The sequence below is a fragment of the uncultured Desulfovibrio sp. genome (assembly GCF_910584445.1).
Lineage (GTDB): Bacteria > Desulfobacterota > Desulfovibrionia > Desulfovibrionales > Desulfovibrionaceae > Desulfovibrio.
In genome coordinates this window covers 60,138-83,285 of record NZ_CAJUBO010000002.1, presented here as the reverse complement: position 1 = coordinate 83,285, position 23,148 = coordinate 60,138, and the positions used below count along the sequence as shown (strand labels likewise).

18 protein-coding genes and 2 tRNA genes are annotated in these 23,148 nt (G+C 61.6%); 9 read left to right on the top strand and 11 right to left on the bottom strand.

Going from position 1 to position 23,148, the window contains the following annotated elements; translation table 11 throughout:
- Window positions 1-200: 200 nt before the first annotated feature.
- The 7 genes from QZ294_RS01390 (at window position 201) to QZ294_RS01360 (ending at window position 9,539) form a co-directional block, all read left to right on the top strand.
- Window positions 201-680 carry a TRAP transporter small permease gene (locus QZ294_RS01390; RefSeq protein ID WP_297045626.1) on the top strand — a complete coding sequence of 160 codons (480 nt, stop codon included), beginning with the start codon at window positions 201-203 and terminating at the stop codon, window positions 678-680.
- A 66-nt stretch (window positions 681-746) separates the two neighbouring features.
- A complete protein-coding gene (locus QZ294_RS01385) occupies window positions 747-2,045 on the top strand; it encodes a TRAP transporter large permease (RefSeq protein ID WP_297045623.1) in 1,299 nt (432 codons plus the stop codon).
- A 384-nt stretch (window positions 2,046-2,429) separates the two neighbouring features.
- Window positions 2,430-3,278, top strand: coding sequence for a tripartite tricarboxylate transporter substrate-binding protein (locus QZ294_RS01380; RefSeq protein WP_297045619.1), 849 nt, complete (start codon window positions 2,430-2,432; stop codon window positions 3,276-3,278).
- 91 nt (window positions 3,279-3,369) lie between these two features.
- The gene (locus tag QZ294_RS01375) at window positions 3,370-3,879 is read left to right on the top strand and encodes a tripartite tricarboxylate transporter TctB family protein (RefSeq protein ID WP_297045616.1); all 510 of its coding nucleotides are present in this window, start codon (window positions 3,370-3,372) and stop codon (window positions 3,877-3,879) included.
- A gap of 21 nt (window positions 3,880-3,900) precedes the next feature.
- Window positions 3,901-5,391, top strand: a complete 1,491-nt coding sequence (locus QZ294_RS01370) for a tripartite tricarboxylate transporter permease (protein WP_297045613.1) — start codon at window positions 3,901-3,903, stop codon at window positions 5,389-5,391.
- A 10-nt stretch (window positions 5,392-5,401) separates the two neighbouring features.
- Complete coding sequence (locus QZ294_RS01365) at window positions 5,402-7,900, top strand: pyruvate formate lyase family protein (protein ID WP_297045610.1); 2,499 nt, start codon at window positions 5,402-5,404, stop codon at window positions 7,898-7,900.
- 55 nt (window positions 7,901-7,955) lie between these two features.
- On the top strand, window positions 7,956-9,539 hold the full coding sequence (locus QZ294_RS01360; RefSeq protein WP_297045608.1) for a CoA-acylating methylmalonate-semialdehyde dehydrogenase: 1,584 nt from the start codon (window positions 7,956-7,958) through the stop codon (window positions 9,537-9,539).
- Between the two features lie 59 nt (window positions 9,540-9,598).
- Here the strand turns inward: QZ294_RS01360 and QZ294_RS01355 are convergent, their stop codons facing one another.
- From QZ294_RS01355 to QZ294_RS01340, 4 genes are all read right to left on the bottom strand, one after another.
- Window positions 9,599-10,363, bottom strand: a complete 765-nt coding sequence (locus QZ294_RS01355) for a FadR/GntR family transcriptional regulator (RefSeq protein WP_297045605.1) — start codon at window positions 10,361-10,363, stop codon at window positions 9,599-9,601.
- A 461-nt stretch (window positions 10,364-10,824) separates the two neighbouring features.
- Window positions 10,825-12,294 carry a histidine kinase gene (locus QZ294_RS01350; protein ID WP_297045601.1) on the bottom strand — a complete coding sequence of 490 codons (1,470 nt, stop codon included), beginning with the start codon at window positions 12,292-12,294 and terminating at the stop codon, window positions 10,825-10,827.
- Between the two features lie 309 nt (window positions 12,295-12,603).
- On the bottom strand, window positions 12,604-13,080 hold the full coding sequence (locus QZ294_RS01345) for a chemotaxis protein CheW (protein ID WP_297045598.1): 477 nt from the start codon (window positions 13,078-13,080) through the stop codon (window positions 12,604-12,606).
- 155 nt (window positions 13,081-13,235) lie between these two features.
- On the bottom strand, window positions 13,236-15,194 hold the full coding sequence (locus tag QZ294_RS01340) for a cytochrome c biogenesis protein CcdA (RefSeq protein WP_297045596.1): 1,959 nt from the start codon (window positions 15,192-15,194) through the stop codon (window positions 13,236-13,238).
- A 74-nt stretch (window positions 15,195-15,268) separates the two neighbouring features.
- Between QZ294_RS01340 and QZ294_RS01335 the strand changes: the two genes are divergently transcribed.
- Window positions 15,269-15,344: transfer RNA gene (locus QZ294_RS01335), tRNA-Lys, on the top strand.
- A 949-nt stretch (window positions 15,345-16,293) separates the two neighbouring features.
- Window positions 16,294-16,449, top strand: coding sequence for a hypothetical protein (locus tag QZ294_RS01330; protein ID WP_297045593.1), 156 nt, complete (start codon window positions 16,294-16,296; stop codon window positions 16,447-16,449).
- 226 nt (window positions 16,450-16,675) lie between these two features.
- On the opposite strand, the gene QZ294_RS01325 is transcribed toward QZ294_RS01330, so the two are convergent.
- The 7 genes from QZ294_RS01325 to QZ294_RS01295 form a co-directional block, all read right to left on the bottom strand.
- Window positions 16,676-16,752, bottom strand: a tRNA-Arg gene (locus QZ294_RS01325).
- A 58-nt stretch (window positions 16,753-16,810) separates the two neighbouring features.
- Window positions 16,811-17,080 carry a 30S ribosomal protein S20 gene (gene rpsT / locus QZ294_RS01320; RefSeq protein ID WP_297045590.1) on the bottom strand — a complete coding sequence of 90 codons (270 nt, stop codon included), beginning with the start codon at window positions 17,078-17,080 and terminating at the stop codon, window positions 16,811-16,813.
- A 164-nt stretch (window positions 17,081-17,244) separates the two neighbouring features.
- Entirely contained in the window at window positions 17,245-19,329 is a 2,085-nt protein-coding gene (gene glyS, locus QZ294_RS01315; protein WP_297045587.1) for a glycine--tRNA ligase subunit beta, read from the bottom strand.
- 3 nt (window positions 19,330-19,332) lie between these two features.
- Window positions 19,333-20,214: a glycine--tRNA ligase subunit alpha gene (gene glyQ / locus QZ294_RS01310; RefSeq protein ID WP_297045586.1), complete on the bottom strand. Its 882-nt coding sequence runs from the start codon at window positions 20,212-20,214 to the stop codon at window positions 19,333-19,335.
- Between the two features lie 72 nt (window positions 20,215-20,286).
- On the bottom strand, window positions 20,287-21,033 hold the full coding sequence (locus QZ294_RS01305; protein ID WP_297045583.1) for a DNA repair protein RecO: 747 nt from the start codon (window positions 21,031-21,033) through the stop codon (window positions 20,287-20,289).
- Window positions 21,034-21,041: 8 nt separating this feature from the next.
- Entirely contained in the window at window positions 21,042-22,064 is a 1,023-nt protein-coding gene (locus QZ294_RS01300) for a RodZ domain-containing protein (RefSeq protein WP_297045578.1), read from the bottom strand.
- Between the two features lie 69 nt (window positions 22,065-22,133).
- Window positions 22,134-23,099 (bottom strand): SurA N-terminal domain-containing protein, encoded by a 966-nt coding sequence (locus tag QZ294_RS01295; RefSeq protein ID WP_297045575.1) that lies wholly within the window; start codon window positions 23,097-23,099, stop codon window positions 22,134-22,136.
- Between the last annotated feature and the right edge of the window lie 49 nt (window positions 23,100-23,148).

The window sequence follows — 23,148 nt, the reverse complement described above, 5'->3', positions numbered from 1 at the left end:
CCCCCCCCCCCCCCCCCCCCCGCGACAGCCTGCGGGAAACAGCGGGCGCGCTCTCGAAACCGTTGGCCGGCAGTGCCGGTAAGCCTGTGCCGCGTCCGTTCCGTCATTGCCGGCCATGCGGAGACCAGCGCCATGCCGGCGGCGGGGAAGCGCCCACGATCCCCCCTGCGGCAACATCCGGCAAGGAGATGAAGCACGTCATGTTCCGATCTCTCCGATTCCTGAACGCGCATTTTGAGGAAGTGCTCGGTTCGGTCCTGCTTGCCGTCATGGCCGCCGTGGCCTTCGTCAACGTCATCGTGCGCTATTGCACCTCGTTTTCCTTTGCCTGGAGCGAGGAATTGACCGTGAATTTTTTTGTCTGGGTCGTCCTGCTCGGCACGGCGCGCGCGTTCCGGCAGGGCACGCACCTGGGCATGAACATCGTGTACGAGGCGTTGCCCCGGCCGGCGCGCCGGCTCTGCTACTGGCTCGGCTGTCTCCTCTGCGTGGTCTTTTTCGGCGCGCTCTGCTGGACAGGGACCCTTGAAGTGCTTGACGAATACGAGCTGGATTCCATTTCCGAGTCCCTCGGCGTGCCGGTCTGGTGGTACACCATGGCGACGCCGCTGTTTTCCCTGCTCATCATCGCGCGCATGTGCCAGCGTTCCGTGGCGGATCTGCGCGCGGGCAACTTCTAGCGACGGCGCGGCCCGCTCACCGCGCCCGCGTTCCGGCCACGACCGCGACGCGCCCACGAATCTGCCATGGACACTACGCTTTTTCAGGACCCCGCATTCTGGCTGCTGACGCTTTTTCTCGTGCCGCTCCTCCTGCGTGTTCCCATTGCGCTGGCCCTGGGCTTTGCGGCGCTTGCGGTGGTCTGGAAATGGGACATGGGCCTGACCATGCTCTCCTACAACTTTTTCGCGGGCATCGCCAAGTTTCCGCTGCTGGCAATCCCCTTTTTCATCCTGGCGGGATATATCATGGAACGCGCCGGCATTGCCGCGCGCATCGTCACGCTGATGGAAGCCCTGACCGGCAGCATGACCGGCGGCCTTGCCGTCGCCACCGTGGCTGTTGCCACCTTCTGGGGCGCCGTGAGCGGCTCTGGCCCGGCGACGGTGGCGGCGCTGGGGCTGATCCTCATCCCCGGCATGACGCGCGTGGGCTATGACCGGGATTTCGCGGCGGCCACGGTTTCCGTGACATCGGGCCTTGCCATCGTCATCCCGCCCAGCATCGCCTTCATCGTCTATGGCGGCATCGCCAATGTCTCGGTCCCCGCGCTCTTCGCAGCGGGCTTTGTCCCCGGCATCCTTGTTGCCCTGTGCATCATGGCGGCGGTGGTCATCATTTCGCGCAAAAAGGGCTACCGGGGCAAACGCGGCACCATGCCGGCGGGCCGCGCCTTCCGGGAGGCGTTCTGGGGCGTGCTCACCCCGGCCGTCATCCTCGGCGGCATCTACGGCGGCATCTTCACCCCCACCGAGGCGGCGGCTGTAGCCGTTTTTTACGGGCTGTTCGTGGGCATCTTCATTTACCGCACCATCAACAGCGTAAAGATGCTCTTCGAGATCTTTTCCGCCAGCATGCAGGCCACGGCCGTGGTCATGATCGTCGTCACCTGCGCGGGCCTGTATTCGTGGGTGGCCTCCACTGTGGGCCTTGTGGAACGCGGCTCGGCCCTGCTGCTTTCGGTGTCGGACGATCCCTGGATCGTCCTGCTGATGATCAACATCATCCTGCTGCTGGCGGGCATGCTGCTGGATGCCATTTCCATCTATTACGTTTTCCTGCCCTTCATGCTGCCCATCATGAGCCACTTCCAGTGGGACCCCATCTGGTTCGGCATCATGATGACCGTCAATCTGGCCGTGGGGCAGGTCACGCCGCCCGTGGCCGTCAATCTCTACGTGGGCGCCAATATCAGCGGACTGACCATGGAAGAGATCAGCAAGGCCGCCCTGCCGCTCATCGGCGCGGCGATCCTGGCGCTGGTTCTTATCGTGCTCTTCCCGGGCCTTTCCACATTCATGCCGCGTTTGCTCGGGCTTTCGTAGCGCAGACCGGGCGCCCCATCTTTCCACCGCCAGGACACGCAACTCCAGGTGCCCCCTTCCGGCGTCCCCGCGCCGCGAGGCTGCCTGTCAGTTAAAAATCCCGTATAAGCTAATTATTACAATCTATTGCACTATATAATCCAAATATTCTAATATTTGTTGACACCGCCCGGCGACTTGGCTAGCCTTGACCGAAAGCTTGTGCCCAAGAGGGACAAAAAGGAGGTCAAGGTGAGCCGCATGATCAGATGTTGTGTCATTTGTGTTGCCGTGGTGTGCATGTTTTGCGGAAGTATGGTCCTGGGGGCCGAAAAACCCAAAGATTACCCGCGGCGTCCGGTTACGGTCATCGTTCCCTTCGGTGCCGGCGGCGGGGCGGACTCCATGGCCCGCACGTTTCTCCAGCAGGTCAGCAAAAATCTCGGTGTGCCGGTCATCGTGGTCAACAAGCCCGGCGGCAACGCCACGCTCGGCTTCAATGATTTCTGGACAGCGCCCGCTGACGGCTACACGCTCCTGCAATACAACGATGATGGCGTGACGCACTATGTCAGCGGCATCCTGAAGCAAAACCCCACCAAGGACTACATCCCCCTCGCCATCGGCCAGGTCGTCTACAGCCAAATCTACATCCGCAAGAATGACCCGCGCTTCCATGACTGGGAAAGCTTTGTGAAATACGCCAAGGCGCACCCGGGCGAGGTCACGCTCGGCAACATTGCCCAGCGCGGCAATCTGGAAGAGGTCCAGGCTGTCCAGCTGGAAAAGGCGGGGAACATCAAATTCAGGCAGATCAGTTTTGACAAGCCCAGCGAACGCTACGCGGCCCTTGTGGGCGGCCATGTGGACGCACTGCTGGAACAGCCCGGGGACGTGGCGCCATATCTCAAATCCGGCGACATGAAGCCTATCATCTCCTTCACCGACACGCGCCCGCAGGAATTCCAGGACATCCCGTGCCTGAAGGACCTCGACCCGTCGGTCAAGAATGTTTACAAGGTGCGCGGATTCTACATGAACCCGAAAATGTCCAGGGACAAGCAGGAATATCTTCTTGACGTGTTCAAGAAGGCCTATGAATCCAAGGAATTTCAGAACTATATCAACGACAAGTATCCCGCGGAAAAAAAATACAGGAATTATGACGAGATCATTGCCCTGCTCAATGACATGATCGGCACCTATACCCAGACCTACAAGGACCTCGGCTACACAGAACCCCAGAAGAAATAGCCCCCTCTCCCGCGGCGGCGGCAGCAGCGCGGCCGCCGCCGTGAGGGACAGGGTTCCTTGACTTACCGCACCACAACGCAAGGAGAAGGGAATGTCAGACAAATTTCGCGCCTTGCTGATGGAATTTCTCTGCTGGTTCAGCGTAGGTTTGGCCGCCTTTCTTCTCACGTTCACCTTTGATGATGAAATTCCCCTGTATCGCTATGGCGCAAACGTCTGGCCGGCGATCATCTCCCTCTGTCTGATGCTTTGCATCACGATTCTGTTTGTCTATAGCAGTGTTTCAAAAAAATTTCTTCAGGATGCAGATAATTCTACAACTCCGCTTACAATATTTACCATTTTTGGAACATTTTCCATCCCCGTTTTTTATGTCCTCCTCATACCATATATAGGTTTTTATGTTGGCACAATAATATTTATCCCTGTATATTCATATATAATGAGCAAGGCGAGCATCATAAAAATAATACTTGTATCTGTTCCCGCATCTTTCATAATCATTGTCATTTTTACAAAGTTTCTCTTTGTCCCGTTTCCTGTTGGTACAATCAATGCCTTCTATGTCATCAATTCAGAAATTGTTAATCTGCTTTATTAGCAACAGCAGAGGTAACGAATCATGGAATTTTTTATCAATGGATTGATTGGCCTCTTTTCCGACCCTGTAAATATCTTGTGGTTTTTTGCCGCCCTTTTCGGCGGCCTCATGTTCGGCGCAATACCCGGCATCAGCATCGTGACGCTCGGCGCCATTATCCTCCCTTTCACCGTCTGGCTCGATACGACACAAGCCCTGCTCATCTACGGTGTCATGTATTGCAGCGGCACCTTTGGCGGGGCCGTCATGGCTATCCTTTTCAATATCCCGGGTGCCCCGGAAAATGCCCCCACCGCATTTGACGGATACCCGCTCACTTTGCAGGGCCGCCCGGGCCTTGCCATCGGGGCGGCCGTGACCTGTTCCGCCCTGGGGGGCATCCTGTCCTGCCTTGGCATGATGTGGGGGACCGAGGTCATCGCCCGCTGGGCCGTCACGTCATTCGGCCCCCCGGAAGTCTTTGCGGTGATTTTCTGCGGTTGCGCCATCGCTTCCACAGTGGGCGCGTCCAGTATCCTCAAGGGCTGGATCTCCCTCTGTTTCGGGCTTCTGCTGGCTACCGTCGGGCAGGACCCCGTGGGCGGGATCTCACGCTACACCTTCGGCAGCGTCGGGCTATCTTCCGGCATCAGTTTTATTCCCCTCCTGCTGGGCTTTTTCTCCATCACCGAGGTCTTTGCCAATGCGGGCAATGCCATCGGATTGCCGGAGGCGGACACGCGCCATATCAAGATCGAATTTCCCAATATCGCCACGTTCTGGCGCCAGCGGTTCAATGTCCTGCGTTCGTCGCTGCTGGGTTTCTTCTGCGGGCTGCTCCCCGGCCTTGGCGCCGCCCTTGCGGCCTTTTTCAGCTATGGCGAAGCGAAACGCTGGTCAAACGAACCGGAAAAATTCGGCAAAGGCGCGCTCGGCGGCGTCATCGCTTCGGAAACCGCCAACAACGCGGCCACCGGCGGCGCCATGGTCCCCATGCTGGCCCTTGGCATTCCCGGCGGCTCAACGACCGCCCTCATGCTCAGCGTCTTCATGCTGCACGGTCTTGAGCCGGGTCCGCTGATCATGGTGGAGCAGAAGGAGATGGTCTGGCAGGTTTTTGTCGCCATGTTCCTTGCCAATTGCAGCATCCTCTGCCTGGGCTATATCACCATGCGCATCGTCCTCAATCTGCTCCGGGTGCCCACCGGATTCCTGATGCCCATTGTCTTTGTTCTGGCATCCATCGGCGCCTACGCCCTGCGCAACAACATTTTCGATGTCTGGGTGATGCTGGGCGCCGGCATCCTGGGCTTTTTCCTCCGGCGCAGGGGCTATTCTCCGGCCGGCATCGTACTGGGCTGCATTCTTGGCTCCCTTGGCGAATCCTCCCTGGCAAAGACCATGCAGCTTTCCAACTACAGCTGGAGCATTTTCTTCACCCGCCCCTTCGCGGCAGTTTTTATCTGCATCGGTCTCGGCACGCTCCTGCTCATGGCACGAAGCGTATTTCTGAATATCCGCAAAGCGCATTGAGGAGTGTTCCATGTATAACGCCTGCGACTCCTGCGTCTCCGGCATCCTCAGTCCCCATGAGGCGTACGTCACCGATCCCCTGGCGGCGGAGGCATTCCGGGGATCCCGTCCCCGCATTGCCGCCATCATAGAAACATTCGACGGCGTCGAGCCGATGCTGGACAGTCAGCGAGGGCTGTACTTCACCCGCTCCATGCGCGCCACTGAGGGACGCCCCCTGGTCTGGCGCTGGGCAAAGGCGCTTCTGCATGTGGCCGAAAACATCAGCGTCCATATCGACCCGCACCAGCTGCTGGCGGGAAGGATCGGCAAATCGCCCCGCTACGGGATCATGTATCCTGAAGTCGAAGGGGATTTTTACGCGACAGCCCTGGATCATCTTGGCGCGCGCGAGACCTCGAAGGGCGGTATCAGCCAGGAAGACCGCGAGATCGCCCTGCGGGAGATCGCCCCCTACTGGCAGGGCAAAACCTACCATGAGCGATTCAACAAGGCGCTCCTGCCCGAGGTCCGTGCCCTTCTGTTTCAGGACAGCGCCGGCATCCAGCCCCGCTACATCGTCAACGAATCCTCCTCGTTCCGCTCATCGCTGCAATGGGTGCATGACTACCAGTGCGCCATTGAACGCGGTTTTCTGGACATCCAGCGCGAAGCCCGGGAAAAACTGGAGCGGCTCGACCCGGACGACCCGGCCCAGATGAATGCCATCCGGCCTTTTTATGAAGCGATCATCATGGTCAGCGACGCCATCATGCTCTGGGCCGGACGCCACGCCGACCTGGCGGAGAGCATGGCGGAGAAGGAGCCGGACGCCACGCGCAGGCAGGAACTTCTTGAACTGGCGCGCATCTGCCGCCGGGTACCGGCATTACCGGCGCGCACATTCCACGAAGCCCTCCAGTGCCAATGGTTCGTCCAGCTCTTTTCGCGCCTGGAGCAGCGAACCGGAACCACCATCTCCAACGGCAGAATGGACCAGTACCTCTACCCGTATTATGCCGCGGATCTGGCCGCGGGCCGCATCACCCAGGACAGGGCCGTCGAGCTGCTGGAATGCCTGTGGACAGGCATGGCCCAGTTTGTGGAAATGTACATCATGCCGCAAGGGAACGCCTTCACCCAGGGCTATGCCCACTGGGAGGCCGTGACCATCGGCGGCCAGACGAGAGACGGGCGCGATGCCACCAATCGCCTGAGCCACCTGATTTTGCAATCCAAACGGGAATTGCCGCTGCACTACCCCGACCTGGCCGCCCGCGTCCATGGCCGCAGCCCCGAAGCCTTTCTCTGGGATGTGGCGGAAACGGTAAAATTCGGCACCGGTCATCCCAAGCTTCTCAACGATGAGGAGATCATCCCGCTCCTGACAGCCAAGGGGGCGCGCATGGAGGAGGCACTGGATTACGCGGCTTCCGGTTGTACAGAAGTACGCATGCCCAATACAGATACGCTCACCTCCAGTTGTGCGCGGATAAATCTGGCTGCCGCTCTGGAGATGGTCTTTTATCGTGGGCGCATGCTCAAATATGGCGAGGAACTTCTGGGCGTGGATACCGGTGATCCCGCAGCTCTGAAGGATTGGAACGCATTTTTCAATGCCTATATTTCCCAGATTCACCATTGTCTTCGAATTGCATTTGCATCGCAGTATGTCATCAACAAGCTTCGGGAACATTGTTTCGCACAACCCATGGGATCTTCCCTCCATAAGCTTTGCATGAAGCATGGCCTTGACCTCCATTCTGAACACATTCCTGAAGGTCTTGAACTTGGTTTTGTGGACTTCATAGGCTTTGGCACGGTCATCGACAGTCTTTCGGCAATAAAAATGCACATCTATGAAGAAAAAAGCATTACGATGACCGAGCTTGTCACGGCTTTGAGAGAGAATTTTTCAGGCCATGAGGCGTTGCGCGCGCTGCTGCAAAATTCGCCTCGCTACGGCAATAACCAGGAATACGCCGACAGCCTGGGAAAGGCATTGGAAAAGGCCGCCATGGAGTATTGTGACAAGCATTCCGCGGCGTTGGAAATGCCTGTGGATATCCGCTATGTGCCGGTCACCGCGCATGTGCCGTTCGGGCGCGTCGTTGCGGCGTCTCCCAATGGGCGCCTGGCATGGACGCCGCTTTCCGACGGCACCTCTCCCTCCCCTGGCGCGGACGTCAACGGGCCGACAGGGGTTTTGCTTTCCAATGCCGCAAGCAAGAACTACGGCTCCATACGCCGCGCAGCGCGTATGCTGAACATGAAGTTTTCTCCCCAGGCAGTGGCCGGCGACCGCGGAACGGAAAATCTGGTGCAACTTTTCCGTACCTTTGTGGATTTGAAGCTCTGGCATGTGCAATTCAATATTATCAACAGGGAGACATTGCTGCACGCCAAAGCAGAACCTGAAAAATTCAAAAACCTCATTGTACGGGTTGCCGGATACAGCGCCTATTTTGTTGACCTTTCACCAGACATGCAAGACGACATAATAGCGCGCACTGAGCACGAAACCGTGTAATCTGCGTACTTCAAGCCAAAGAACAAATACTATAGAATCTGAAAGGAGGAGAGTAATGCAAGAGGCGGTAAAAACCTTCTATCATGTCTTGCGGCCAGGTGACCAGGCAGGATTGGGAGAAGTACGCAAGCTGCATAATTTTATTGATGGCGCATGGCGGCCTTCGTCAGCAACTGTCTGGCGTGATGCGTTTGATCCATCAACCGGCGAAGTGATCGCCATGGTTCCCGCATCGCCCAGGGAAGAACTTGATGCCGCAGTTGAAGCGGCCGCGCGCGCCTACCCCGCATGGTCGCAAACTCCGGTCCATAAACGGGTCCAGGTGCTTTTCCGCATGAAAGCCCTCATCGACGCCCACCTGGACGAACTGGTGCGGCTGCTCTGCATTGAACAGGGCAAGACATGGAACGAATCGCAAGGCGATATCCTCAAGGCCCGGGAAGTCATCGAATTCGCCTGCGGGATGCCCCAGCTGATGAAGGGCGAGAGCCTCATGAACGTTTCGGTAGGGTACGATACGGTCCTCTACCGCGAACCCATGGGGGTTTTTCTGGGCCTGGTGCCCTGGAACTTCCCCACCATGATCCCGCACGGCTGGATGATCCCCCTGTGCGTGGCGGCAGGAAACACGTTTGTGCTCAAGGCGGCAAGTTCGGCACCGCAGTCGGCGCTTCGCATGACAGAACTCTGGCAGGAAGCCGGGCTGCCGGACGGCGTCCTCAATGTCGTCACCTGCGATGCGAAGGATGTCAATTTCCTGATCCGGCATCCGCGCATAGTCGGCGTCAGCTTTGTGGGGTCAAGCTCCGTGGGCCAACAGGTTTACGCGGAAGCCGCGGCGGCGGGCAAACGTGTCCAGGCACTCGGCGAAGCCAAAAACCACGCGCTTGTCCTGGCCGATTGCCGTCCGGAACGGACAGCATCGGGAATCATCAATGCGTTCTGCGGGTGCGCCGGTGAACGTTGCATGGCGTTGCCCGTCATCGTGGTGGAGGAACGCATCGCCGATGCGCTCGTGGCGTTGCTGAAAGAAAAGGCTGCCGCGCTCAGGCTTGGCCCGGCATGGGAGAAGGAAACCAGGCTTGGCCCGCTGGTGACGGCCAGACACCGCGAAAGCGTCCTCCGGTGGATCGAGAAGGGGCTTGACGAGGGGGCCACCCTGGCGCTTGACGGCCGTGACGCGCGTGTGCCCGGCCATGAAGGCGGTTTTTTCGTCGGCCCCACCATTCTGGACCATGTTTCCAGCGACATGAGCGTCGGCGATCGGGAAATCTTCGGGCCTGTCCTCTGCGTCAAGCGCGTCCACAGCTTTGAGGAAGGCTTGCGCGCCATGAACGCCAACGCCTTCGCCAATGGTTCCGTCATTTATACGGAAAGCGGCTACTACGCCCGGGAATTCGCCCGGCGCACCCACGGCGGCATGGTGGGCATCAATGTCGGCATCCCGGTGCCGGTCTGCTGCTTCGGCTTTACGGGGCACAAGCAGAGCTTCTTCGGCGACCTCCACGTCATGGGTTCGGACGGCGTCCGTTTTTATACGGAAAGCAAGAACGTGACCAGCACCTGGTTCCGGGAAGACGACACCGGGGCTGTCGATACCTGGGACGGCATGCTGCCCGGTCTGCCCTCCCGTTCATGAGTCATGTTTCGGTGGGCCGTCGGCGATCATGCGGACGGCCCACCCGCTCCGCCCCCCCACTATCCGGCTATCAGCTTCCAGTTCAGAAGCCCCTGATCCTCGGCAAGTGCCGTCAGGGTGCCCATGACCATCTCAATATCCTGGACCATGGCTTCGGCAGCCGCATTCTCGTCACGCTGTTTCAGGGCGAGCAGAATATTGTCATGCGCTTTGGCGACCGAGAGCGAAAAAGCCTCGCTCGGCTTAAGACGTTGCTTCATGCCTACCAGCAGATGGCTGATGAACGCGTTGATAAAGGAAAGCACCGGATTTCCGGCAATGGTCGCAATCTGCCCGTGAAAGCTGATCTCCACGGCCCGCACCCGATTAAAATCATTTTCGCGGATTTCCTGGAATGCTTTCTCCTGCAATGCTTCCAGAGCCGCGATATCGGCGTCGCTGATCTTTCTGGCGGCCTGTCTGACGAGATAAGGTTCCACAACTTTACGGACTTCAGTCAGATGCGCCACCGTCAATTGCTTATTGTGCAAAAAATTCACCAGACCGATACATGCCGTTTCTTCCTGCGCTTCAGCCACAAACGCGCCGCCGTTCTGCCCTGACTTGATGAGCAGCAGTCCCTGCGCCTCAAGGATACGCAGACCTTCGCGCAGGGTTTGGCGACTGACGCAGAGCGTGGAGGTCAGGATCTGCTCGGACGGCAGTTTGCTGCCGCGGGGGAGGCTGCCGCTTAAAATCTGTTTCCTGATGTGGTAGGCTATCTCTTGCGGAACCTTGCGCCGTTTCGCGGGTTCACGCCAGGTGTGCAGGTTGAGGGCATCCATAGGCTGCATGATCCGGGTAAAAGGTTGTTGTTCCTCATCCACCGATACCGTGCGGATTCCAGCACACGACGCACATCCGCTCCTGAAACGGATGGCCGCGTTGCGGTATGACGGAGACAGGCATACAAGAAGACGAAATGGAATCTTTCAGTCTTTGGTCCAGACTTTCTGACAGAAATACCACTATTTTGCAAACAGGCGCAAAAATCGTTACCGGGCGCCGGAATCCCGGACCCGATCAGGTCCCCCGCCGGGCGGAGGGAGCTTCTTTTGCCATTGTGCCAGCACTGCCCGCAAAGCACAACCGTGAGCAAGGAAGGGACGCGTCCGCGAGGAACACGCTGTCATGTTCCATCAGGCCAAAGGTTCTTTTTGCGGACATCGCCAGGCGCCACTCCGCCGCCGGCTGGGGAGCGGCAGGCCCGGCGCCAGGGCACCCGCACCCCCTGCCACGCAGGAGACTACCGCGTGCGCCGCATGAGCTTCCAGGTGAGCTTGATGACGGAAAACAGTTCATTGATTTTCGGGCGTCGCGCAAAAAGCCCGCTCGTGGCTTCGGCCTCGGTCAACGGTTGAAGGGCCGGCTGTGCAGGCGCGGGCGGGGGGGCGGCTTCGCTTTCGCCAGTCCCGGGCAGTGAGGCGCCCCCGCCTGGCAGGCCCCGCTCGGCAGCAACGGGCGCGGGCGGGACGACGGCGCCATCTTCCGCCGGAGAACGCTCTTGTGGCATGGAGCCGCGCATGTTCGACGCGCCCACATCGGCATCGGTGGGCAGCGGCACGCCGGCGGCGTCCTCCGCAGTTTCGTCAGGCGCGCTTGCCTCGGACGCCGTGCGCTGCGCCGCCATTGTCCTGCTCAACTGCCATTGCCGCTCCGCTGCAACCTGGCGCTGGCGCTCTTCCCGCTCGCGGGCAAAGGCATTAAGGCTTTCCCGGATATCCCTGCTCAGGGCGTCCCCGGCCGCATCGCCCATGGTCTTTCCAAGGCCGGCCTCCAGCGCCGCCAGCATGGCTTCCGGACTCTGGGCCGTGAGGCATATCCGCGCAAACTTGTCCTGCGCCCGGGGGGTCACTTCCAGGCTCTGGGCCAGGGCCTCGGCCGCCTCCTCATAGGCTTTTTCGCGGATGAGGCGATGCGCCTCGGCAATGAAGGGACTTTTGGCGGAAGGGTCATCCTGCAATAACCGCACATAGGCGGTACGCGCGCGATGCCAGCGGCGTGCCCGCACGAAGGTCTCCGCCGCGCGCGCAAGCCACGCGCGGAAGCGGGGCATGTCGCCCTTGCCTTTCCAGGCGGCGGCCATGCCAAGCTCGGCTTCTCCCTTGATCTGCGCGCTCCGCAGGGCGCGCTGAAACGCGCTGATGGCGTGGTTCCAGCGATTTTCCTCCAGGCAGCGCATGCCCACACGAAAATAATCCTCCGGCTGGCGCTCGGGCCGGAGCAAAATGCCGTATGTGGCGAGAGCGGCGTCAAAAGCGCTCGTATCCGCATGCTGCGCGGCAAGGCGAAGCTGCTCAAGACGCGGGCGTTCCGCGGCGAGCGCGGCGAGTTTTTCCTGAAGCACGGGGACGGAGTAGGGGCGCCCCAGCAACGCGCTCGCGCCGCTGCCAAGGGTCTTGAGCTGTTCCGCCTCACTGTCGTTGGGAAGGACAAGCAGGATGGGCATTGCCAGCAGGCGCGGATGCAGGCGCAGGATGGCGCAAAACTGTTCGCCGTCCATGTCCGCCAGTTTCTGCGTGCAGACGATGATTTCAGGAGAAAAACCGGGCTTCGCCGGAGCAAGGCCCGCCAGCATGCGCGCCGCGGCCACTCCGGAGGTCATCACCCGCACCTCGGCCGCGCCCGCCTCCCGGATGGCGCGCTTGTCCAGCGCGCCAAGCGGTTCACTTTCGCACAGCAGGAGCACACCGGGCAGATTGAGAGGGGGGGGCATGCGTGCTTTGAACCTCCGCACGGAACAGGATGGCCGAAAGCACGGCGTTCGCCGCCCTTATGGCATGAGGAACATAGCCCGCCCGGGCCGCCTCCGCAAGCGCGCCACGAGCCGCGCGGACGGGGATACCGCCGCCACGCCTGCATGCCGGAAAGCCGCACGCCCCCTGCCGGAGAGGACAGATCCCGGCCCCTGGCTCCAAAACCGGCGCGGCTTCTCCAGTGGCGCTTCCGCTTCGGTGCCCGGAGCCACCCGCCGGCGGGTGGCTCCGGACACCGGAAGACGCGATGCGTCCCGTGCGGCAAATGCCTACATGGCGCTCAGCATTTCCATGTCTTCGCTGGAGAGCAGCTTGTCGAGGTCCAGCATGATCAGCAGCCGGTCCTGAAGCTGGCCCACGCCGCTGATATAGTCGGATTCGACGCCGGCCACGACTGGCGGCGGCGGTTCCACCGTGCTGGCGGGAATGCGGAGCACCTCCGAAACGGCATCCACCACAAAGCCCACAATGACGTTATTGATCTCGATCACGATGATGCGCGTGTTCTTGTCATGTGCCTTGGGCGCAAGACCGAACCGGCGGCGCAGGTCGATGATCGGGATCACCTTGCCCCGCAAGTTGATGACGCCTTCCACAAACTCCGGCGCACGGGGAACCTTGGTGATCTCCATGGTGCGGATGATCTCCTGCACCTTGAGGATATTCACCCCGAATTCCTCTTCGCCGATGCTGAACGTCACCAGTTGCAGGAGTTCATCATCCTGCTTTTTCAGACTTGGATCCATATCCGCTCCCTCGTCTCACTGGCGTTCCACAAACACCCGCAAAAGGCGGTCGGCACGGGCGACAAACTTCGCCCCATTGTGCCGCATACGCGTGGTCACACTATGCCTTATCGTCCAGAGCGTAAAGTTCACTAGGGCATGGAGAAAAAACAGTCTTACGGTGCCCCCTCCGCGGGAAGAGCACGTCCGGAGAATGCCCGCTCAAGCGCCCGCTCCAGGTCTTCCACTCCATAGATGTCTCGCAGCACCAGGGGTTGACCCGCGAGATCTCCGGCGGGGAAAAGCGCCGTGAGCGGAATGCTCTTGCTGCCCAGCATTTCCAGCAGGCGCACCGCATAGGCGTTGGGACGGGTCAGATCCACGCGGATAAGCTCCATTCCATACCGCGCCTTCCAGTCGCGCAAATGCTCGCCCGTAAGGACCGTGGCCTCAAGAAACTTGCAGTTTGGGCACCAGTCAGCGGTAAATTCAAGCAGAAGCGGCTTTTTCCCAAGGCTGGCGGTGAAATGCTCCGGCGCGAAGTCACGCCATTGCGGCAACGGCGTCACGGGGCGCAGCACCCAGACGACGGCAAAGCACAAAAGGACGAACCCTGCCGCGCCCAGGACACGGCGGCGCAAGGGCGGCGCCGAAAGCGAACAGAAACGGCCCCACAGCCATGCACACAAGGCGACCACAAGCAGAACGCTCAGGACCTGCATGTGCTTTTCCACGGGAAGGATGGAGAGCAGGTAAAGCGCGGTGCCAAGCAGCAGAAAACCCAGCAGGTGCTCGAAAACATGCATCCAGGGACCGGGGCGCGGCAGGACGCGCGCCATGGCGGGCCAGATGCTGAAGAGAAGATACGGCAGCGCCATGCCCAGCCCCACGGACCAGAACACCACAACAAGGACATAGAGCGGCTGGGTGAAGGCCCAGCCCAGCACGCCGCCCAGCAGCGGCCCGCTGCATGGTGTGGCGAGAAACGTGGAGACAAGGCCGGTCAGGTAGGATTGCAGGCGTGGATTACGGACAGTGGCGCCGGGTTTGAGATCGAAGCTCGGCAGCGAAAAGACGCCGAGCATGGAAAGGCCCATCAGAAAAACCAGCAGGAGCATGACGAGCAGGATTGCCTGATTCTGATAGAGCTGCCCCCACATAAGATCCGCCAGGCCAAGCAGAAAGGCCAGAACAGTGAAAAATGTCAGTATCCCGGCGGCGAAACAGAGATTGTGCTCCCGGAAAAGCCGCAATTGCGCGGCCCCCCCTCCCATGAGAAGCAGCCCGCTGATCTTGAAGGTCAATACCGGAAGCACGCACGGCATGGCATTGAGGATAAGCCCCGCCAGAAGGCCAAGAAAGAGCGCCTTGCCAAGTCCGAAGATCTCCAGCTCCGCGTCGGTATAGCGCGGTTCCAGTTGAAGATCGAAATCCTCGGGGGGCGGCAGCGTCGCACCATCCGGCGGGAGCTGGGCGGGGGCGGCGCCGGCCTGAACGGCAGCGGGGGGCGCTTCGGCAGGAAGCGGCGGCGGCGCGCTCCCCTCTTCCAGCGAAATCGCCTCCGCCGCCCCGCCCGGGACGCGGGAGGTCTCCGTCATGCCGGCATCCTGCAAAAGCGCCAGCGCCGGTTCGCGCCAGTCGCGCCCGGACAGCGGGGGAAGCAGCGGCGGCACGGTGCCGGAGAGCCTCCGGTTCACCGGCAGGCAGTGCCTGGCCGAACAGAGGAGCATGCTCAACTCCGCCGCATAGATGCGCCCTCCGGCATCTTCCGGAAGCAGGGCCACCAGCGTGACATCCCCCGCATATGTCGAGACGGTGCTCTCCGGGTCATACTGATCGCGCTGGATCGCGCCTGCCGGATAGAGCACCGGCATGGCGCCCCTCCCCTCCAGCGTGAAATCAAGGCTGGTCGGGCGTCCGGTCGCCGCGGCGTCGTGCGCGTAGGCGTGGTAGCCTTCCGGCACCCGATAGCGCACGGCGGCGACCACCGTGTCGCCGTCCCGGGCAAAATCAAGCGTGGCGGCCACGTCCGCCCCCCACGCGGGAGGCGTCCAGACCTGAACAATCCAGCCCAGGAGGCTCAGGACAAGAATAAGGGCGCACGGCATGGCCGAAAGCGTATTTTTCGCCGGCATTCGGCGTTTTTTTTCAGAATGGCGAAAAAACATTTGACAAATATGCGACGGTTGAATACAACCCATCTTGTTGCGGGTCATTAGCTCAATTGGTAGAGCAGCTGACTCTTAATCAGTTGGTTCGGGGTTCGAGTCCCTGATGGCCCACCAAATATTTCAAGGGGTTATGGAAACATGACCCCTTTTTTCGTGTTTTTCTCGCATCGCTCATGGATCACCACCATCGTCTTGTCCCAGTGGGGCATGAGAGCGGTCGCTCGCGCGTGGCTCCCCGCTGTGCCATACCCGCATGCGTTGCCGGCAGTTGCCACACCGTGCGCCCCGGCCGGGCGGCAACGACAGCAGCTCCGCGCCATTCGCCAGCATTGCGGATGCTGCCGGATGACGGATACCGCAACATCGCATTTGCACGTCAGGCCGCCGGCAGGTTTATCCGCGATGCCCTGAAGGACAAGCCTTCCACACGTGATGCTCCATACAGGGGAGGATGCCGGCAGCCATGTCCTCCTCATGTCGCACCCGCGCCTCAGCCAGGGAATGCCGTGGAGGAACGAGCGTCCTGGCCTTGCCGTTTCCCCCGTCGGCTCTGGCGTACCCCAGCGCCGGTCCAAATATCCCACGTTAAGCCGAAAAGCTCAACTTCTCCCGATCGTGAGGCAGAAAAAAGGCGGTCTCCACCGCCATTTTAGTTCAGAAGAGCATTTTGCTGATGAAAATATCGAAAAATATTTTCGCGCGGTTTGGCAATGAAAGCAGCCACACTCCTTCAATGTGGGACCAACACCTGGCGGGAAAACTTTCTTCATACAAAGAGGCACCCGCGGGATAGCCGCAGGTGCCAAAAAATGGCGCGCCCGAAGAGATTCGAACTCCTGACCTACAGGTTCGTAGGCTTTGGAACAGGTGTGTAACCTGGTGAATTAACAGATAATCACATTTCCAAAAATGTGCCAAATGTGCCCAAACGCCCTCCAAATATGTGCCCATGACAAAGAGAGCGACCTTCCCGCATCCGTGAATTTTGTTTCTGACATTCCGCGATTCCTCGTGGGCTGGACTGAAACGAAATTAATGGATACCTTGGCATTGGAGACATGGAATGAAATACTGGATCACGACATTTCAGGCCACGGGTATCGCCCTTTTTGCTGGTTCAGTTGTTGCGTCACCCACTGTGGGAATCGGCGTTTTCTGGGGCGCGTGGCTGATTTTTCTGGGCTTTTTGTTCTCCCGCCTGCATGGAGGTGAAAGATGAGTACAGCTACCGCTATCGGCCTTATCATGACCATAGCCGCCATCTTTGTATATATCGGCTACAAGCGCGGCTGGCTTAAATAGCCACATCGACACAGCTTGATAGAAAGGCCGGGGCCACAATGGCCCCGGCCTTTTGTTGTATGAAAGAAAACCTCCCGCTAGGCGGGAGGTTTTCTTCATACAAAAAGGCACTTGCGGCGGCTACCGCAAGTGCCTGAAATTATTGGCGCGCCCGAAGAGATTCGAACTCCTGACCTACAGGTTCGTAGCCTGGTGCTCTATCCAGCTGAGCTACGGGCGCGTAAGAAAACTGTTTAATCCTGACGGCTCCGGCTGTCAAGAAAAAAAATCAGACTCCGCTATTCCGCGCCAAGAGCATTGACGGCCTTGGCAAGGCGGGAAATTTTGCGGGCAGCCTTTTTCCAGTGCAGGGCGCCCTTTCCGGCAGCCTTGGCAAGCACGGAAGAAGCCTCGCCCAGTGCCGTCTGGGCCAGATTCTTGTCATTGCCCTGGATGGCGGCGCGGACGTTCTTGACGGCGTTCTTGACGCGGGTGCGCGCCGCGCGGTTGCGGGCCGCCCGCTTGAGGCTCTGCTTGTGCCGCTTGATGGCGGATTTATGATTTGCCACGTTCTTCCTCCACTCTTTGCGCTGCCGCCGCCGGGGACAAGCCCGCGCAATCTGCAGTTCCGCACGCGGCGTATGCCGCGAAGTCGTTGTCAGAAATACGAAACAGAGTTTTTATCCGCATCTCTGCGGCTTGTCAAGCGCTTTTCCGCACGCGCTCCCCAGGCTCAGATCTGCAGGGCCGCAATGTCGGCCACGCGCGCCACACGCGCGCCGAGCGCCCGTAACAGGGCGAGCCGGTTGCCGCGCAGGGCGGCATCCTCGCACATGACCATGACGCCGTCAAAAAAAGCATCCACCGCGGGGCGCAGCTCCGCAAGGCGGCGCAATGCCCCCGCCATGTCGCCGGCGGCCAGCAGGGCATCCACCTCGGGAAGGGCGCGCGCCAGGGCGGCGCCGAGCGCCTGTTCCGCAGGTTCGCGCAAGAGGGTGTCGTCCCACTGGTCGGGAACGGTTTCCTTGCCGGCCTGCTTGCGGATGATATTGTCCACCCGCTTGAAGGCCAGAAGCGCCCCCTGGTTCTCCCCCTCCCGGACAAATGCCGTCAGGGCCGCAAGCCGCGCGGCGCACGCGGGCACATCGTCCACGCCCGCGCCCAGGGCCGCGTCAACCAGGATCGTATCCTGCCCCTGGCTGAGAAAATACTGGCGCAGTCTGCCCCGGAAAAATTCCATGAGCTTTTCCAGCGCCGCGTCAGGCGCAAGCTTCCAGCGCTTCTCGCCATAAAGTTCGCGGGCCTTGGCAAAAAGACGGCGCACATTCAGCCTGAGGTCAAACGCCAGCAGGATGCGGATGATACCGAGCGCGCAGCGCCTGAGTCCGTTGGGGTCGGCTGCGCCTGTGGGAACCTTGTTCAACCCGAAGCAGCCCGCCAGGGTATCCGCCTTGTCCGCCAGGGAAAGCAGGGCGCCGGTCAGGCTTTGCGGCGTGGGCGAATCCGGCCCGGCCGGCAGATACTGCTCCCGGAGCGCCGCCGCCACTTCCGGCGCCTCGCCCTTGTTGGCCGCATAGATGCCGCCCATGATCCCCTGAAGCGTATCGAATTCGCCCACCATGCCGCTCACGAGGTCGGCCTTGGAAAGCCGCCCCGCCCTGGCGGCCAGGGACGGGTCCGCCCCGGGGACGAACTCCGCGAGCCAGCGGCACAGGGCTTCGAGACGGCGCGTCTTGTCGCCCATGCTACCCAGCGGCCCGATAAAAATGACGTGGTCCAGCTTTTCCAGCCAGGTGTCGAAGTTTTCGCGCGAATCCGCGCGCCAGAAGAAGCGGGCGTCCTCAAGGCGCGCCCGCAGCACCCGCTCCCAGCCGCGCTTGACCGTGGACATATCGCGGGGCGTGAGATTGAGCACAGTGAGGAAATGCGGCAACAGGCCGCCGTCTTCCCCCTGGATGCCGAAGCTCTTCTGATGGCTCTCCATGCTGGTCAGGAGCACCTCGGCCGGAACCTCCAGATAGGCGGGGTCAAAATCCGCCAGCAAGGGCACGGGATGTTCCACAAGCCCCTGCACCTCGTCGAGCAGGCTCTCCTTCCAGACGACGGTGCCGCCGACGCCGGCGGCCTGGGCATTGCCGCCATCAATAATGATCTTCCGGCGCCTGGCCGGGTCCGCCACGATGCCTCCGGCCGTTTCCACAACGCGGAAATACTCGCTTGCGCGGGGCACGCTGTGCGGTCCGGCGCCATGGACCCGGTGCCCCCAGGTCTCCCTGCCGGAGCGGAGATGCCCCACGCTGAACGGCACCACCTCATCATCGAGCAGGGCCAGTATCCAGCGCAGGGGCCGCGCATACGCCAGGGAATGCGCGCCCCAGCGCATACGCTTGGCAAACGGCAATGCCTGGATGACCTCCGGGCAGATCTCCGCCAGCAGTTCGCCGGCGGAGGCGCCGCCCGTGCGTTTGCGTACGGCCACATACTCGCCCTTTTCGGTCCCTGTGCGATAGACTTCCGCCAGCTCAACGCCATTGGCGCGCGCAAAGCTTTCCAGCGCCCTGGTGGGAGCGCCGTCAGGGCCGTAGGCCACGCGGGCGGGCGGTCCCACGACCACTTCTTCGCGTTCGGACTGGACGGGATCGAGATCGTCGATCACGACCACGGCGCGCCGGGGCGTGCTCAGGACGCGCAAGGCCCCGTGCGCGAGGGCGGCCTTGTCAAGGGCTGCGGTCATGCGGGCGGCCAGTTCGGCCTCTTCGCCGGGCAGAAAACGGGCCGGCAGTTCCTCGCTGCCGATCTCCAGCACAAAGGTCGCCATGCTTTACCTCCCCGCCGTTTCAGTGAGCAGCGGATAGCCCTGCCGCTCGCGCTGCGCGACGTAGCGGGCGGCCACCCCGGCGGCGAGCGCGCGCACTCTGCCGATATAGCCGGTGCGTTCGGTGATGGAAATGGCCCCGCGGGCATCAAGAAGATTGAAGGTGTGGGAACACTTCAGGCAGTAGTCATAGGCGGGCCAGGGCAGATCAAGCTCCAGCATGGCCTTGCATTCGCCCTCGAAATCATTGAACTGCCGCAGGAGCATGTCCGCATTGCTGGCCTCGAAATTGTGGCAGGACTGCTCCACTTCGTTCTGATGGTAGATGTGGCCGTAGGTGACGTCCCTGTTCCAGCGCAGGTCATAGACGGATTCCACGCCCTGAAGATACATGGCGAGGCGTTCGAGACCGTAGGTGAGTTCCACGCTGACGGGGGCAAGGTCGATGCCGCCCACCTGCTGGAAATAGGTGAACTGGCTCACTTCCATGCCGTTGAGCCAGACCTCCCAGCCCAGGCCCCAGGCGCCCAGGGTGGGCGATTCCCAGTCGTCCTCCACAAAGCGGATATCATGGGTGGCCGGGTCAATGCCCAATGCCGCGAGACTTTGCAGATACAGCTCCTGCACATCGTCCGGTGACGGCTTGAGGATCACCTGGAACTGGAAATACCGCTGGAGCCGGTTGGGATTTTCGCCGTAACGGCCGTCCGTGGGCCGGCGGGAGGGTTCCACATAGGCCACTTTCCACGGTTCCGGCCCGAGCACGCGCAAAAAGGTACTCGGATTGAACGTGCCCGCGCCGCATTCGACGCCGGAAGGCTGCTCGATGACGCAGCCCTGGTTGGCCCAGTACTGCTGGAGGGTAAGGATGACGTCCTGAAAATACATAGCTCTTCCTCTTGCGCTCTGCTCCCCGATAGTGCCCGCGGACAGGTTCCGCACACCACGACGATGGACGCGTCATACGCGGCGGAAATAGCCGTTCTCCCAGGCAAGCCCCAGATGGTACTGGACAAAGCCGTCGATCAGCCGCGCGCAGGCGCGCCGCTCGGACGCGGCAAGCGCCTCCACCGGCCATGCGGACGGAAAAGTTTGCTGCACGGCGCGCAAAACGTCAAGTCCGCGCCGGGAGATCTCCACGCAATAGCGCGTCTCCGCCAAGGGACGGAGTGCCCGGCAACGCGGGCAAAGAAGCCGCCCTTCGTCCACCACAAAGACGGACTCCGCGCCGGACTCTGCGCCGCAAACGCCGCAATGCCCGAGATTGGGGGCAAATCCCAGCGCCCCGGCCAGCCGCAGGCGGAAAAAAAGCGGCAGCAGTTGCGGAAGCGCGCGCCCACGCTCCAGAACGTCGCGCAGATCCTCTAGGAGGACGAAACACTCGCCCGCGCCTTCCTCGTCAACGCCCAGCGCCTCAAGGAACCGCAGGCAATTGACCGCCAGCCCCATGCGCCGCCAGTCATTCCGCAGATCCCGAGGACCCCGGAGGAGCGCCGCCTCCTCCAGGTTGAGAAAATCCCCCCGGCCCGACACCTTTACCCGGCAATGCAGGGTATTGAAGACATCCAGACACCCGCAAAAACGCCGACGGCTGCGGCTGCCCCCGAAGGCGAACAGGGTGAGCGCGCCCCGGCCGCGGCACAAGAGCCGCAACCAGAGATCAGACTCGCGGAAGTGCCCGATACGCAGCACCACCGCTTCATCCATCCACTCCCTCACTGTCCGGATTGCGGCGGAAACGTCAGGGTCTTCACCTGGCCCGACTGCCCGGGCGGCGGCAGGCTCTGCCCATCATAGCGAAGGCGCACGCCCCCGGCATTGCCCAGTTTCAGCTCCAGGCTCCGGGCAAAGGTCAGGGCAAAGGTGTCCCCCTTGCGTAAGGAGAACTGCCGCGTGTCGGTCTTGTCCGCGTTGGAATGGATCCAGCATTCTTCCGTGGCCGTGATGATGACCTTGTGCTGACCGGGAACTGCCGCCCCGTCACCCGTCGCCGCCGCGGGAGCCGCTTCCGCGGCGCCCCTGTCGGCGGCGTCCCCCGCGCCGACGGCATCCGGCTGCGCGGCAGAGGGCGAAGGCGCATCCGCGCGCTCCTGCCGTGACGCGGAAGCCGGCGCGCCGGCAGGCTGCCCGGCCTGCGCGCGCAAGGGGTCCGCCTGGGCCGCGCTCTGCCCGGCGGCCTCTGCCGGGGCGTCACGCCGCTCTGGAGAGGCCCCGGGACCGGCTGCCGGAGCGCCCTGAATCTCCTGGCGCGCCGCGCTTTTTGCTGCGATCTCCGCCCCGGATGGGGGCGCCGGCCGCGCGGACGTAAGCGGCGGCGAAGGCTGCGCCAGACGGCGCTCCTCCAGGCCGGAAAACGCGGGCACGCCCCAGTGCCACACGGCATAGCCGGTTCCGGCCAGCAGGGCCAGGACCAGCACGAACAGGACACCGCCCCTGCCGCTCCGCCGTTCACTTGGCGCCGTTTCCGGAGCAAAGGCAGGCGGCTGCGGGACAGCATCGCCGGGCGTCATGGCCGTGAGCGCGTCATGGATCTCTTCGGACGAGATGCCAAGATACGCCGCATAGGAACGGATAAAGCCCCGCGCATAGGCGGGATGCGGCAGGGAGTCGCCATCCCCCTCTTCCAGGGCGCGAAGATGCCGCGCGCTGATCTTGAGGTGGTCGGCGGCGTCCTCGATGCGCAGGCCGCGCCGCTCGCGTTCGGCGCGCAGCGCCGCGCCCAGTTCGTCAAATGTCATTGCTTCCCCTCGCCGCTGCGACAGAGGTTTCGCGCGTGTCGGCCGTGCGACGGCAGATCGCGCGCGGGCCTATTTGAGCCTGATGTCGATGACGGCCTTTTCCCGCAACTGGCCGGAATAGTCTTCAAAGCGGTCTCTGGCCTTGGGCTGGCGCAGGATGGCGTCGATCTGCGGGGTTGCCTGCTCCAGGGTGAGCGGCTTTTCGGCGCCGCCACCCGGGCGGAACAGATGCACCTGGGCCTTGCGGCCCTGAAGGTCAAAAAGCTCGGTCACGTCCCCGGGCTTCATCCTGGTGAGGCGCCCCTCCCATTCAGGATTGAGCCTGTCCCATTCCACGGGTCCCATATCACCGCCCTTTTCCTTGTTGGGCGCGATGGAATACCTGGCCGCCGCTTCCTCGAAGGTCAGCTTGCCGGACTTTATCTGGGCCGCGATGGAGGCGGCATTGACATTGGGCGCATAGACAAGGACCCCCATGTGCAGTCCGTTGCGGTCGAACATGGTGTCCTTGTGGGCCTCGTAATACGCCTTGATCTCGTCCGGCGTCACCACCACGCGCCGGCCGACCTCCATGCCCATGACCTTCTGCCGGAGCAGACTTTTCTCGATATTGGCCCGGATGGTCGCCAGCGGGATCTTCTGTTGCGCCAGCTGCGCTTCAAACTGTTCCCTGGTCAGCCTGCGCGCCTGCATCATGCGCTTGAGTTCGTTGTCCACCTCGCCGGGGCTGACGGCGATCTTGAGGCGCTTCGCCTCCTGGGCAATGAGGATGTCCATGATCATCAGGTCAAGCACCTTGCGGAAGACCGCATCCACGGCCTTGGCCTGCGCGGGGTCATTGGGGTTGAGCCTGGCGCGGGCCAGTTCCGGCAGGGATTCTTTCTGAAGATCGAACATGGTGATGACCTGACCGTTGACCACCGCCGCCACCTTGTTCAGCTGGGCCGCGCGGACGGTCGCGGAAGCGCCGCAGCCGACGACGCACACACAGGCGACCCAGAACGCCAGGAACAGAAAACGCAGTTTTTTCACCATGGTTCTCCTTGTTCCGCACGGCACCGCATGCGGATCGGGCGGATATGCC